The following is a 14653-nucleotide window of genomic DNA, read 5'->3' as shown; positions in this document are numbered from 1 at the left end:
GAACTGCTCCACACACCAGTCGCAACCGCGGCCTGAAATTCACACCCCCGCGAGTCAACTGAACCCGGGGCAGTCCCGACGAACCGATCAGACGAGACAGTGAAACGTACGAGCATCGGAGCGACTGTTGATTGACAATTCGCAGCACAAGTCCATCCAGGACGCGCTGCTCACCTGGGACCGTGCGGCCGTCGCCCAACGCGTCGCCGAAGCTACGAAGTTGCGCGAAGAGTTCGTCGAGAAGTTTCCGATGTCGGACTGGCCGACGCTTTCCATCGATGCCTACGCTCTCGGGCTCGGCCACAACGAGAACTCCGTCTCCTACTGGCTCGAGTTCAAAACAAAGCCAGTTGCCAGCATGAGCGGCGGATCTTCTCTCAAGCACCTGGTCTATCGGCGCGTCTCCGATGGAATCTGGCAGTACCCCAAGGAGTTTGCGTCGGTCGAAGAAGCGTGGGAAGCCGTGCGGGCCGGCTTTGTGGAAGTGCTGGAACTTGCCGCGGAAGGTCGGTTCGACGACACCGACGACGTCAAGGTGCTCACCGGCGCTCAGGCCGCACGCATGAAGTTGCTCTACCTGTATTTCCCCGAGCAGCTCGTGCCTGTGACCTCCAAGACAACGCTCGACCACTTCCTCGAGCATCTCGGCGCGAAGCCGCAGCCCACTGCTGCCCGCGCCAACCGCCAGCTCCTGGAGATCCTCCGCGGGGTTCCCGAGCTTGCCGGACTGACGACCCAAGAACTCGGGTACTTCATCTTCCATTGGAACGACCCACGGACATCGATGAGAGTCGTAAAGATCGCGCCCGGCGAACTGGCGAAGTACTGGGACGACTGCAGAACGAACAGTTACATCTGCGTCGGGTGGGACGAGGTCGGCGATCTCATGCAATTCGAAAGCAAAGAGGCTTTCCGGGAGTCCTTCCGCAACCACTTTCCGTACAACGACGCCGAGAACGTAGTGAGTCGGAAATCCAACGAGCTGTGGACGCTTCGCGATCTGCAGCCCGGTGACACGGTGATCGCCAACCGTGGCACGTCGGAGGTCATCGCGGTGGGCACCGTCAACGACGCCGGCTATCAGTGGCGTCCGGAGCGCTCGGAGTATCGGCACACCGTCGGTGTCGACTGGGATACGTCCGCAGCGCGCAAGATATCGCCGGTGAAGGCTTGGGCCACCACCACGGTGTCGAAGGTGTCGGCCACACTGTTCCGCGAAATATTGGGCGCGGGAGCCACCGCACCCGTCATCACCACGAAGATGGTCCCGCCCGATCCGATCTATCTCGAACTCGAGCACGCCCTCAAGCGGCGTGGCCAAGCGGTGCTCTACGGTCCGCCAGGAACCGGCAAGACCTACACCGCACGGCGCGCGGCCATTTGGTTGCTCGCCGGCGGCAGTTCGAACGACCGAGCCGCCGCGCTGCTGAGCGACGCAGACGCACTGCTCAAACGGGAGGAGCAGCTCAGTGCCGGACGGGCACCGTCACGGCAGGTCTGGTTCGTCATCGCCAACCCCTCACAATGGTCATGGGCCACGCTGTTCACGGACGGCACCGTGGACTATAAGTTCGGCCGACTGCAGCGCAACTACCCGAACGTCCGTGCGGGCGACCTCGTCATTGGATACGAATCGACACCGTCGAAACGAATCGTCGCTTTGGCGCGAGTCACCGGTGAATACGACGCTCATGAAACGCCATACCTCACTCTGGAACCGGTCACACCCGTGAAGGACGGGTTAACGTACGAGGAGCTGCAGGCCGACCCCGTCCTGTCGGACAGCGAACCGCTCAAATTTCGTTGTCAGGGAACGCTATTCGCACTGTCCGCCGTCGAAGCGGACCACTTGCTCTCACGTCTTGGCGAGCGCGATCCCCGCGTCTCTGCGGTGGCCGAACCCAGCGTTCAGCGTCTGACCCGCATCACTTTTCACCCGTCGTACGCCTACGAAGACTTCATCGAGGGCTTCCGCCCAAAGCAGTCCGCCACCAACACCCTCGACCTCGTCCTTGTCGACGGTGTCTTCAAACGCGTATGCGATGCTGCTCGTCACCACCCGGAGACGCGCTACGTCGTTCTCATCGACGAGATCAACCGCGGCAACATTCCGAAGATCTTCGGCGAGCTCGTCACCTTGATCGAGAAGGACAAGCGCGGTCTGACGGTTCAGCTCCCCCAGAGCGGCGTCAACTTCGAGGTGCCGCCCAATGTGTGGATCATCGGCACGATGAACACTGCGGACCGCAGCGTGCACCTGCTCGACACCGCACTCCGGCGTCGCTTCACCTTCCTCGAGTTGATGCCGGAGAGCGACCTCCTCGAAGGGACAACCGCCGGCGCGCTGGCGTTAGACATGTTCCTCGACGGCTTGAATGAGAAGATTCGGCAGCGCTTTGGGCGTGAAAAGCAGATTGGCCACGCTTTGTTCTTCAATGGAAACGAGATCGTTGATACGCCTGAGTCATTCGCAGCCATGTTCCGCTTCGAGTTGCTTCCACTCCTCCAGGAGTACCTGTACGAGGACTATCGCGAACTGCGCAACCTTCTCGGCGATGTCATCGACTCCGATGCTGAACGCATCGCTTCCGACGTCATCGACGATCCCGAGACACTCTGCGCCAAACTCGCTGCCAAGTTCGGCGCCAGCGCTTCCGCATGACGATGCCGACATATTGGCTCGATGAATACTCAAGTCGGATGATCGAGGCGCCACATCCCACATCCGCGGATCGTCAACTCGCTGAACGCCTCGCCGCCGGCGGTGACCTGATGCCGCGATTGGACGTGCGTTGGTTGGACGACGGCCGAATGGACGTCACCACGTTTTCGTGGGTTGGGGTCGTCCGATTTTCTGTCGTTGAGATTCACGTCGTCCCCAAACTGGTCGGCGGTGCACTGCGCGTGCTGCGCATGATCGAATACGCCCGCGGCGTCCCGCTGCTCGCACAGTTGCCACGGGACCGCCAACTGCCTGGCGATGGCGACGACTTGTTCGACCTTGTTGTCTTGTTACTTGTCGAAGAGGTCAAGGCGCTCATTCGGGACGGCCTGATCCGCGACTACCGAGCAGTTGAGGAGACGCTCGACCGAATGCGTGGTCGGCTACGCATCCGAGAGCAATTCCTGCTCCGCTATGGACAGCTGCATCGGATCGATTGCGCATACGACGAATTCGACGGTGATATCCCCGAGAACCAACTTCTCGCAGTGGCGCTGCACGCAGCCATCAGCCGCGTACGCGACATCGATGTGCGTAAGAACGCTCGCGTCTTCGCGGGTGTCCTCGACGAGGTCTGCGTAGTCCCCAGCCGCGAATCTGACTGGTACCAGAGACGAATTCATTATGGGCGCCGCAATGCGCGCTACCGCCCCGCTCACGAGCTCGCCAAGCTGGTGCTCGACGGTCTCTCGCTCGACGACCGCCTCGACAGATCGGTTGCCGACACCACGTCGTTCATGGTGAATATGAATGCTATCTTCGAGCGATTCGTAACCCGGCTGGCTATCGACGCTCTTTCTGATACGGAGCTGCGAACTCAACCTCAGCAGACAATGCGGACCGTGATCGTCGACGAGGTTTCAGGGCAAACGTATAGCACTATTCGGCCCGACCTCGTCATCGAGGATCCCGCCAACGACCGCACCGTACCGATCGACGTGAAGTACAAGGTCTATGACACAACGAAGTTGAGCTCGACCGACATCTACCAGTCGTTCGTCTACGCCTACGCGGTGGACTCCGGCACCGCGACGCCCCGCGCCGGCCTGATCTATCCATCCGTCACCGCGGTCGACGGACCTGCGCTGTACGTCAAACCGTCTGCTGGTGCCAATCCTGCCCGTATCCGTGGTGCTGGCCTTGACGTTGTTTCGATACTCGAGCACCTCGGCAACCAGGAGCACTTGGTGGTTCACGAGCAGATGCGCGCGGTAATCCGCACCATTACTGGCCTACAGACGCCCGCCCTCACGGTGGGCTCTACCGCGTCGAACTGAGCTAGGGCTGAAGGCAGGCTGCCCGCACAGCGCGGCATTGATCTCTCACCTCAGCCACCGTCGGCGATAACTGATAGGCGTGCTGGTGACAGAATCCGGTCAATTGGTGCCAGGCACCGATAAGGATGGGGCCCGACTGCGTGTCATCGAGCGATTTCAGCACGGCCAGCTTGCTTTTCGTCGTTCCTCGGACTGCCGGCACTCCACACAACACCGCGACGCGCCCATCGATCAGTTCCTCCACCGCCTGACGTGCAAGAAATGCGGCTAGCCGGGCGGAGTTTCCAGCCGCGGTACGGTACGGAGTGTCGAGTAGTGCCTGAGCGCGCGCGAGCAGTGCCTCGGCGTCGCCGGTCACTGCCCCTCCGCAATATCGCGAACGGTATTTCTCAAGTCATTGAGCGCTGCACGGTCGATCATGGCACCTTCGTGAGCTCCTGACGCACAGATCCTGATGGTCGGAGATCGGTGGGGTCTGTAACTCCGCCAACCCGATATGTCACCGGACGCCGTTCCGGTGACGGCTAGCGCGATCCGCTGCTGGGTGGTTCTCGCGCCTTCCCAGAGTGATTCGGATTCGTGGTAGACGGCGCCCGCACGTGCGCAGTCGCTGAAGAAGCGTTGGTGGGCGGCGGCTTCCACAGCCATTCGGAACAGGCCCGGTGTCGCCTTCCGCTTCACCAGGTCGTCGAGTTCATCGTCGAGTATTAGCGCCGTCGCATCGTCGATGTACCGCTGCGCGGGAGAGTCATTGAGCTTCACACTGACGACGGAGCCCTCTTCTCTCGTGACGTCCAGCAGTTGTGCAGGGGTGGAACGTGCACGGATCGCCGCGGGAAGTCGGTCGTCGTGAGAGAACACGATTACCTGGCGGGTCTTGGCCAGTTCGATCAGTACATCTAGGAATCCGCCGATCTTTGCGGGATCCATCGCCTGGATTGGATCATCGAGCACCAGGAAGCGGAAAGGGCTGCCCGTTGCGGTAGCACGCGGGATGAACAGCGCCAGCGCTAACGCATGCAGCTCGCCCTGGCTCATGACCGACAACACTCCCGCGGGTGCTCCGTCGACGCTGCCTTCCACGACAGCTCTCCGACGGGTGGCCGCTCCCTCAAGGGTGATGCCGCCGAGATCGACATTGCTTTCATGGCGCATTCGGCTCCAGATCTCGCCGGCCTCGCGGACGACCGGTTCGAGGCGGCGAGACCGCAACTTTTCGGCGTTGGCGCGCAACCATTGCAAGGCGGACTGGACGTCGTCGAGTTGGCGATCCCCCTCTCGTGCGATCTTCTCCAGTTCCACCCAGGCAGTGATAGCCTGCGCTGTCCGCGCCCACGCATCCTCCAACCCATCCGCAAGCGTTTGGGCTTCGGTTCGCAATGTCGACGCAGCATCGGCCAGAGCGATAGCGGCCGACTCAATGTGCGCCGGAAGGTCAGAAGTGCTGTCGGGCGCAGATTGCGCAGCCACGGCTGCTTCATTGAACGCCGCCGCCGCGTCGAGGTTGACACCGTCCACAACAGGAGCGGGTGAGCATGTGCGGAAGAGCTGTTCGGCGGCGGCGCGTGCACGAGCCAAGCGGCGCGTCACTGCTTCGTGCTCGGCGGTGCTGGCGTCCGCAGCCCTCAGTCGCTCTTCGGCTGCCTCCCGCCAGCCGGCGTCAAGCATTCCGGTTTCACATACTGGGCACGGCCCGTCGCCAACGTCGTTGTAGAGGTGCAGCGCTTCGCGCAACAGTGCAGCTTTCGCAGCGAGCGCCTTGACGGCGGAGTCGGCGCCGTCGGTGTGAGCGTTGATGGCGGCCCGCAACTCCGCCGCGACGTCGGCCGCTCTCGCCACATCGGGTGCGCCGAGAGCTGCGATTGCCCGCAGCTGGGCAATCGTCGCGGCGCGGTCGGTGGCGGTCCCCAAGGTTGTCGCAGTGACGGCTTCGAGGTCATAAGGTTTGCGGCCGATCAGCCGCTTCACCTGCTGTGCGCGCGGATCCGCAGAGGAATCAAGCGTGCGGATGAGTTGAGTTCGATTGTCGTTGGCTGTTTTCCGAGGCTCTCCGAGTTGTTTCTCCGCCACCTTGAGCCTCCGGTCGGCGTCGGCAATCTCGTCGAGTCCTAGTAGCCGATTCAGGGCGTCGTAGAGATTTGAGGGCCCGCCTTCGAGCAGTCCTCCGAGTTCGTCGTAGGACATGATCGGTCGGTGGGTGATCAGCGACTGCTCCCACCCGAGAGCTTCGATCGGCTGTTGCTTCTGACCTTGGATCTGCGACACGCGCCGGCAGGCAGTCAGCGGTGCGCCGGCATCCCATTCTGCGCGAATGGCTGCGCTGGACCCGCTGCGATCGTCGTCAGGTTCCATCGCGAAACCGACGTCGATGACCGCCTGCTCGCCAGCATGCAGGTTTCGCCATGAGTCGCGCCAGTGCTTCGCCCGGTTGGCGAACCGATAGCTCTCGCCTGTCAGGGCGTACTCGAGCGCCTCGGCGAAGCTGGACTTTCCGCAGCCGTTGCGACCGCTTATCACCGTGATACCGCGGTAGGGATTCAGCTCCAGTCTCGCCTTCGGGCCGATCCCACGGAAGCCCGACACAGTAATTGAACGGAGGAAGGCATGAAGCGGGGCCGGACCCGCCGCAGAGGTAGCGCGGCGTTGCGGCGCCGACGCTTCTCCGCCCAACTGTTCTGCTAGCTCACTGTCGCCACGCAACGCCGCGGCAACTAGATACACAGTCTCATCGGCCACCTTGTGGTCGGCGTCGAAGAGCTCCCACATTTCCGCTTCGACGGACCCGGCCAGTTCAGCTTCACCCATGGTCATTCACCCCTCCCGCTATGGACGCAGCGTCGCGTACCTCGCCGACGCTCAACGCCGTTGCCTTACCAGTCCTCGAGTGAACACACCCAGGGTGGGGGCACCGGCGGTGTCACCAGTACCGGGCACATGTGTTGCTACACACCGAGGCTGTCAACCACCTTCATCGTCTCGACCGCGACGGTCGTGACTTTGGCGATCAAATCGACAATGTACCGAGGGTCGTCGTGCTCGTCGCACCAGTCGTTCGGGTCATTCACGATCCCGGACGCCTTGTCGGTCTTGACCTGGTATCGGTCGATGATCCAGGCCAACGCGGAGCGCGAGCCAAGCATGTACCTCTCGGCCCCAACGGGGACTCCGGTGATGGTGACTTTCGTGTTGTAGATCAACTTCGTGACGTCGTCGACGCTCTTGCCGGTCTCCGGGTCCTTCTTCTTCGCCCACTTCATCTTCGTTACTCGCCACGTCTCACGGTCCGACGGATCGGCACCTGGTTTCAACTGCACCTCAACCGGATACGGCTCAACGTCTTCGTACCCGACGTGGAGTTCCGACAGGGCTTGACCAGCTGAAGCAAGTTCCTCAAACCGCTCCAGCGCTTCCGGAGTTGGAATGTGCGGCAGCATCTTCTTCAGATCCGGCGCGTACGTCGATCGGTATGCCGGATCATGCAGCAGGCCGTAGACATAGAAGAAGATGCCGTCTTTGGTGACTTGGTCGCCGATCGCCTCCCGGTAGAGGCGGAGGATGTCGTCGGTGATGTTGTCGGTGCGACGGTATCCGTGCTGATCGACGTCGCCGCGACCCGCAGCGAGGTCGAGGGTGCCGTCGTCCGGCTCGCCCTTGGCGTAAGTCCAGCGGGGGAAGAACTGGCCACCACTGCCGGCGCCCGTAACGTGCAGGTTTGGCAGGACGTTGAGCGCAATCGCTGAGAACGGCACGTCCGAACCAGCTCCTACGACGTAGAAGCCGAGGTTGTGATGATGCGGCGTCGGGAAGATCGACGGAAGCTGGTAGACCATCGCATTGAGCTGTCGGTTGAAGTAGGCGGCTTGCTTCTGGAACGGGCGGTAGGAGCCTTCGACGAGCGAGTCTGTCTCGAAAGCGTAGCGCTTTCCGCGTACCAAGTCCTGCTTCGCATTGCGGTTCCAACTAATCATCGCGGGGTCGCTGTCGATGAACGCGTCCACCGACGCTTTTCGGTCGGTGATCCGATTCTGCTCGCAATACGCATCGAACTCACGGACCTGGCCGTTGTAGAAATCAATCATCCGCCGCACGTTCGCCTCGACCGCCGCACGTGACGAGTTGTAGCACCACGAATCACGACCTGTGGCAAGACCGAGTGAATAAGCATTAAAAACTGCCAACCCACCGGACTTGTCACCGATCACTGGCCACGCAGGGAAGTCACCACTGCGCTGATTGATCCAGTCGCCATACTCGTTCGGTGTGATCGACTGCCAATCAACCGATTCAAGGTCCCCGCCCGCGACGATTTCCAATTTCCGTTCACGGGTCAGGTAGTCGCCGATGTCTCGATACTTAACTGCGCATGGTCCGGAACTGATGGCGTCCTTGACGCCGATGAGGATCGCGACAGTGTTGCGGCTCCCGGATCCGAATACCTTGCCACCCTCTTTCCGCGAAAGCTCACCCGCAGTGCGTTGGTTGCCGCGCAGGTTATAAACGTAGATCCGGCTGTACTCATCAGCCAGTGACAAGCGGATGCCGTCGGCGGTGTTGCCGTCTATCCAACCGCCATTCGAAACAAACGCGACGACGCCCTGCTCACGGATCCGGTCCGTGGCCCATCGGAAGGCGCGGAGATAGGAGTCGTACAGGGTCCGCTGACTGGTGGCTGTCGATCTCTCCGCGTAGGTATCCGCGATTCGGCGGTCCAGCGTCGGGTAGGAGACATTCGCGTTGAGATCATTCGCCGAGGTCTGCCCCACCGAGTACGGCGGGTTTCCTACAATGATGTGAATCGGAGCAGCGAGTTGTTTGACGATCCGAGAGTTGTTCTGCGGGAACATCTCCGTGTCCATCGAGTCGTCGTCTTCGGTCATCTGGAACGTGTCCGTAAGGACGATCCCCTCAAACGGGCTGTACTCCGCCTTGGTCAGTGCGTGGTAGGTGGTTTCGATGTTTACCGCGGCGATATAGTAAGCGAGCAGCGTGATCTCGTTGGCGTGCAGCTCGCTTGCGTACTTGCGGGCGAGGTCCTCTGGACGAACCAGTCCCGATTGCATGAGCCGGGTGATGAACGTGCCGGTACCGGTGAATGGGTCGAGGACGTGGACGGCGTCGTCAGTGAGCCCGCGGCCGAAGGCTTCGCGGGAGGCGTGGTCGGCGGCGCGCAGGATGAAGTCGACGATCTCCGTCGGTGTGTACACGATGCCCAGTGCCTCAGCCTGTTTCGCGAACCCGACTTTGAAGAACTTCTCGTAGAGTTCGGCAATTACCTGCTGCTTGCCGTCGGCGGTGGTGACCTCAGAGGCGCGGATACGCACCGAATCGTAGAAGCCCTGGAGGTGCTCCGTCTCGGCTTCCAAGCCTGAACCTCCGAGTTGATCGACCATGGCCTGCATAGTCTGCGACACCGGGTTGTGGGCCGCGAACTCGTGGCCGGCGAAAAGGGCGTCGAAAACCGGTGCCGTGATCAGGTGCTGCGCAAGCATCGAGATCGCATCGCCACGGGTGATGGAGTCGTTGAGGTTGTCCTGCAATCCCTTATGGAACTTCGCGAACGCCTCGGCCACGGTTGGGTCGGCACCGTCGATCAGAACTTTAATGCGGGCGATCAGGGCAGCGGCGATGTCGGCGACGTCCTTGGCCCAGTCCTCCCAATAGGTGCGCGAGCCGACCTTGTCGACGATGCGGGTGTAGATCGCCTCCTGCCACTCCGACAGCGAGAATAACGCCATCTGGGACGCCAGCTGCCTGTTGTTGAAACCATTCCCGTCCGCGACACCAGCACCCAAATCGGCATTGGTGTCGCCTCCGCCGGTGGAGCCGGTGCTCTCGCCGTTACCAATGCTCTCCGGGTTCTCTGTCGTCGGACCGATATGCCCACCGAGGAGTTGATCGGAGCCCTGTCCGGTGGCTTGCAGTTCCGAAGACGTATTTAGCGCGATCGAGTTGACCATCGCGTTGAACCGGTCGTCGTGGGCACGCAGCGCGTTCAGGACTTGCCACACGACTTTGAAACGCCGGTTGTCCGACAGGGCTTGGGACGGTGAGACACCGGCAGGTACCGCGACCGGGAGGATGATATAGCCGTAGTCCTTTCCCTCGGATCTACGCATGACCCGGCCCACCGACTGAACCACGTCAACGACGCTGTTGCGGGGGTGCAGGAACATCACCGCGTCCAAGGCTGGGACGTCCACGCCCTCGGACAAGCAGCGGGCGTTGGACAGGATGCGGCATTCGTTCTCCGGCAGAGGCGCCTTAAGCCACTGCAGCTCTCGGTTGCGCTCTAGCGCGTTGTAGGTGCCGTCGACGTGGCGGACCTGCACGGCGAGATCCAGATTGGTGGTGTTCACATCGTGGCCGTCTTCAATGCTGTCGGTGAGCATCTCCCGATAGGTCTCCACGACCCGTGGGAATAGCTCCGCGACCTTTTTCGACGCGGCGATGTCCCTCGCGAATGCGACGGCGCGGCGCATCGGCACCTCACCCGGCGCGAACCCTTGCCCGTCCGGGGTCTTCCCGGCGCGTTTGGCCAGACCGTTCCAGGCGCCGACGATCTTCGTCGCGTCGTCGAGGCGCAGGTCTCCGTCGGGGCCGGCGAGCTGGGTCTGCAGTGGCGCGGCGACCATTTCCTCATCCACGGTGAGCACGAGGACCTTATAGTCGGTGAGCAGCCCGCGTTCGACAGCCTCCCCGAATGACAGGCGGTGGAACTCCGGGCCGTACTTCGTCTCGTCGTCCATCGAGGTGATCTCGGCCGAGTGCTCGTCAGCCCTCGCCTTCACCGTCTCGTCGTAGATCCGCGGCGTCGCGGTCATATACAAGCGGCGGGTCGCGTCCAGGTAGTCCTCGTCGTGGACGCGGACGAAGTTCGATTCGGCCGCATCCTCCAGCGTCACACCCGTGGTGCGGTGCGCCTCGTCGCAGATCACAAGATCGAACGGAGCCACACCCGACTTCTGCGCGTCCGCGATGACCGGCAGCGACTGGTAGGTGGTGAACACCACCGTCAGGCCCTTTGCGCGCTTGCGGTGCTCCATCTCGGCGTGCAACTTCGCCGCATTAGTGGTCACCGGGATCGCGACGTCGTAGGTGTTGATGTCCTCCGCGGCGCGCGAGACCTTCGGATCGGAACAGACCGCGAACGCCCGCAAGCCCAACTGTGTCTGCGCCGTCCACTCACGCAGCGTCTGCGACAGCAGGGAGATCGACGGGACTGCGAACAGAACCCTTGCGCTCCCGCCGTTCTCAGTTGCGGTGCGCTCGGCGATCTTGAGCGCGGTGAACGTCTTGCCGGTGCCGCACGCCATTATCAGTTTGCCGCGGTCGTTGCCGGCGGCAAAACCTGCGAATACCTTCTCGATCGCGGTGGCCTGATGCTGACGCGGCTCGTGACGGGCCGCTTCGGAGACGTCGATATGTAGGTCACCGTCCACCCAGGCGATGTCCCAGTCGATCGGCGAGTCAGCGATCTCCGCCAGTCCGATCCGCTGCACCGGGATGGTCTGATTCTCAAGAGCCTCTTCAGCGTTCTTTCCCCACCGGTCGGTGGTGGAGATGATGATTCGGTTCGTGAAGGGCTGCTTGCCGGAAGCAGTGAAGAACGAATCGATGTCCTCCTTGCGGAGCTGGTGCGTCGGCTCGTAGAACTTGCACTGGATCGCTGTGTACTCACCGCTGTCACGCTCACGGGCAACGAGGTCAATTCCTGTGTCGGGCCTACCTTTCCGGCCAGGCCAATCCATCCACCGCCACACTGCGTCGTACTGCTGCGACAGCAGCGGGTCGAGGTCGAAGTAGCGGACCATAAGCTTCTCGAACTTGGTCCCGCGTTCGGAGTTCGACGGCGCTTTGCGGAACGCGTCCATCACCTCGTGGATCGAACCCATAACCTTGCTGCCTCCATCCTCAACGTCCTGCAGGAATGAGATTAAGTTGCCGCGACGGTCACGACTGAGTGTTCAACATGCGTGCGTGTCGCGGTGCCGGCGCCCCGCTATGAGCGGTTCAGGAAATTCGACTGATTGGCATGCACGATCTTCGTCGTGGCAACGAGGTCTGTTCCCCAGAACATGCCAATCGCCGTCGCTACGTCTTCTAACCGGTTTGGGCGTGCCGGCCGCCCGTGGTCCTTGGCGTAGGGGCCGTCTGTCTCCAGCAGGATCCGATCTCGGGGGATCTCCCGCATCAGCGCGGGAAACTTTCGGGAGCGCGTCATCGCGACGTTGATCGAGAAGTAGAGCCCTGCTTGAAGTGCCTCGCCGATGAGATTCAGCGGGCCGCTGTACCAGTGCAGGACAGCCGGCAGTCCTGCGTCAGCGAGACGGCGAACGACGTCCTTCTCTGCGCCCCGGCTATGAACAGTCAAGGGATGTCTCCCAGGCTGAGCTTCTGTCAGTACGACGTCGAAAATGCGTTGCTGCGCCTTGGCAGTAGCTGTTCCGGCACGTGAGTAGTCGAGGCCCACTTCGCCGATCCAATTCGTCTGCGGCACAAGCCGAAAGAACCGAGCGAGTTCGTTCGGGCCGAACGCTGCGGCCCGCAGCGGGTGCAACCCGAGCGCCACCTCGACGTGCTCACGCGTGCCAAGACGGGTGCGGAGCCGTCGATACTCGTCGGGGTCTTCTGTGACCGCGACGACCCCGACTCCCGCCTCATCAGCTTCGCGCAGTGTCGCCACCGGGTCCGTGTAGGCAGACACATGACAGTGTGTGTCGAGCAGTCGAACAGCACTCACTTCAACCTCTCGACGATTTCGGCAGTGGCGCCCGAAGCGCCGTTGAACCAGGACCGTAGTTCCTGCTTGCCTGTGCGCCACACTCGCAGGAACTCACGATGCTCGCCATTCGGGATCGGGCCGTTGCGGAGAATGTCACGATCTGGCCCGTCTGAGTACACCGAGTTAATAACGGCTCGAAGGTCCGCGGCCCGCTCCGTCTGGCGGTCGAGCAGGCCCTCACCGGTGAGTGCGTCCCATGCGTAGCCTTGCGGCGTGTCCCAGCCGACAGTGGCCATCGAGGACCGCCGGATGAGGCAGGGAAAGCAGTACCCGCAGTTGCCCTGTTCTCGTTCGGCGTAGCGGGCCGCCTCTGGGTGGGAGCAAGAGATGCTGTGCGGCGCAAGGGCCCGAAGAAGCTCAGGGTTTCGAGAACCCGCGAGGATCTCACCCTTGGTCTTTAAGCGGAACGGGTTGAGGATCGGGTTATGTACGCCGATAGCGTGAACGGCCGCGCGTAGCAGATGAATGAAATGTGGGTGGGTCGTACGTGTGCTGTAGCTACCCGACCGTGCACGGGTGAGCGGAACGTTGATACCGATGAATCCGTTCTCCGGTATGTAGACGGGGACATCAGGCCCCACCGACGCAGCGAGGGCGAGCCCAGCCGTGAGAAACAGCAACGACCGCGCGCGAGTCGTGGTCTCCCTGTCTCTCGGAAGTGGCCGAGCTTGCCCTGCCGCGGCGGGTGCTGGGCGAAGGAAGATGCTCCGCAGCTCCAGACGGTCTTCCCCATAGTGCTCGCACAACGCATCGGTGAGCTTCTTCTGCGCCGTAGACGCTTGATCGCCCTCGTTATGCGAGATTAGGCACAAGCGTCGGTTCGGGTCTTCTTCGAGAAGGTCGATCACCCCGGTCAACGAGTCCAGACCGCCGGAGAACAGACTGACGGCGTCGACCGCGGCTACCGGCGTCATCTCTTTGGGCACTCTCCCGACACCGTCCAGTGGAGAGGTGTCGTCACGATAGGGCTTCAGGGCCCAATTGTCGCCGGTGAGGAAGTCCAGAGTCTCCTTCCACGGCGCAGCTGCCCACACGTTCAAATCTGCGACAGGAAGCTCCACTGAGAGGTCGCGAGTCCACACGTCAGCTGCGGCGGCGCGGGGGGTGGCCTTGTCGACGCAGTACACGCTGGCCCCCAGCAGGAAAACGTCGAGGGCCGCTCGCGGTGCCCGCCATCCTGCTAGGAATCGAGACCCCGCCCGGTTCCCTAGTTGGATAGTCGACGTCGCGCTCCCCGGCGCCCAATCGAGTAGTCGAAGGTCCTCCGGCTCGGTCGGAGTTGTTGAAGCTGGGCGGATACGAACTCGGTAATCGGTCATGCGCGGCCCTCGCCTTCGAGAGCGGAGAGCAATTCGTAGGCAGATGTGACCGCGCGCGCAGCGATGTCCCGGCCCTGCTGGCCACTCCAATCGACGGAAAGCGGATTCGCCGGCAACTCGATCACCACAAGGTCAGCGATGATCTGACGCATCTGCTGATCTGCCCGCCGCATCGCGACAGGGTCGGTCAACCGACTCAGTCGCTCCGCGACGACCGGAACCCTGTTGTAGACGTACAGCGCCAGAAAACGTTCGAGGATTTCCCCAAGCTGATCGCGGTCAACACTGACCTCATTCAACTCATCCCATGAGTCAGCATCGCCGAATACCTCGTCGAGAACATCACATGCGGCGTCACGAGCCGCACCGGAGTCGAGGTCGTTTCCTACGCCAGCGATGTAGCTGACGAGTTCGTCGAGAACGGTGAATCGATCCTGGCCAACCAGATGGGCCAGACCGATCGCCGTCAGTGCCTGCGCAGCGGTACCCGTTCCCAAGCCGGTGAGCAGTCCACCCAGTCTTGTGATGCCAGATCGACCTGCCCGAGCTCCGG

The 14653-nt window shown here is 62.0% G+C and carries 8 protein-coding genes; 2 read left to right on the top strand and 6 right to left on the bottom strand.

From position 1 onward, the window contains the following. The first annotated feature begins 127 nt into the window (after nt 1–127). Entirely contained in the window at nt 128–2662 is a 2535-nt protein-coding gene (locus ACZY1G_RS04995; RefSeq protein ID WP_463821763.1) for an AAA family ATPase, read from the top strand. Next, entirely contained in the window at nt 2659–3999 is a 1341-nt protein-coding gene (locus ACZY1G_RS04990; protein ID WP_463821762.1) for an McrC family protein, read from the top strand. Before ACZY1G_RS04995 ends, ACZY1G_RS04990 begins: the two co-directional genes overlap by 4 nt. Nucleotide 4000: 1 nt before the next feature. Here the strand turns inward: ACZY1G_RS04990 and ACZY1G_RS04985 are convergent, their stop codons facing one another. The 6 genes from ACZY1G_RS04985 to ACZY1G_RS04960 all read right to left on the bottom strand — a co-directional run bounded on the left by ACZY1G_RS04985 (nt 4001) and on the right by ACZY1G_RS04960 (nt 14597). Further along, the gene (locus tag ACZY1G_RS04985; RefSeq protein WP_463821761.1) at nt 4001–4357 is read right to left on the bottom strand and encodes a hypothetical protein; all 357 of its coding nucleotides are present in this window, start codon (nt 4355–4357) and stop codon (nt 4001–4003) included. Further along, entirely contained in the window at nt 4354–6804 is a 2451-nt protein-coding gene (locus tag ACZY1G_RS04980; RefSeq protein WP_463821760.1) for an AAA family ATPase, read from the bottom strand. The genes ACZY1G_RS04985 and ACZY1G_RS04980 overlap by 4 nt, the downstream gene beginning before the upstream one ends. Nucleotides 6805–6941: 137 nt before the next feature. Next, on the bottom strand, nt 6942–11891 hold the full coding sequence (locus ACZY1G_RS04975) for a DEAD/DEAH box helicase (protein WP_463821759.1): 4950 nt from the start codon (nt 11889–11891) through the stop codon (nt 6942–6944). Between the two features lie 107 nt (nt 11892–11998). Next, nucleotides 11999–12739 (bottom strand): TatD family hydrolase, encoded by a 741-nt coding sequence (locus tag ACZY1G_RS04970; RefSeq protein WP_463821794.1) that lies wholly within the window; start codon nt 12737–12739, stop codon nt 11999–12001. After that, on the bottom strand, nt 12736–14100 hold the full coding sequence (gene qatC / locus ACZY1G_RS04965; RefSeq protein WP_463821758.1) for a Qat anti-phage system QueC-like protein QatC: 1365 nt from the start codon (nt 14098–14100) through the stop codon (nt 12736–12738). The genes ACZY1G_RS04970 and qatC overlap by 4 nt, the downstream gene beginning before the upstream one ends. After that, complete coding sequence (locus tag ACZY1G_RS04960; protein ID WP_463821757.1) at nt 14097–14597, bottom strand: hypothetical protein; 501 nt, start codon at nt 14595–14597, stop codon at nt 14097–14099. Before ACZY1G_RS04960 ends, qatC begins: the two co-directional genes overlap by 4 nt. Nucleotides 14598–14653: the final 56 nt, after the last annotated feature.

This window comes from Mycobacterium sp. IDUB_5, from assembly GCF_055419565.1.
Note: the sequence above shows the minus strand (reverse complement) of the source record. Positions and strands in the feature narration are given on the sequence as shown.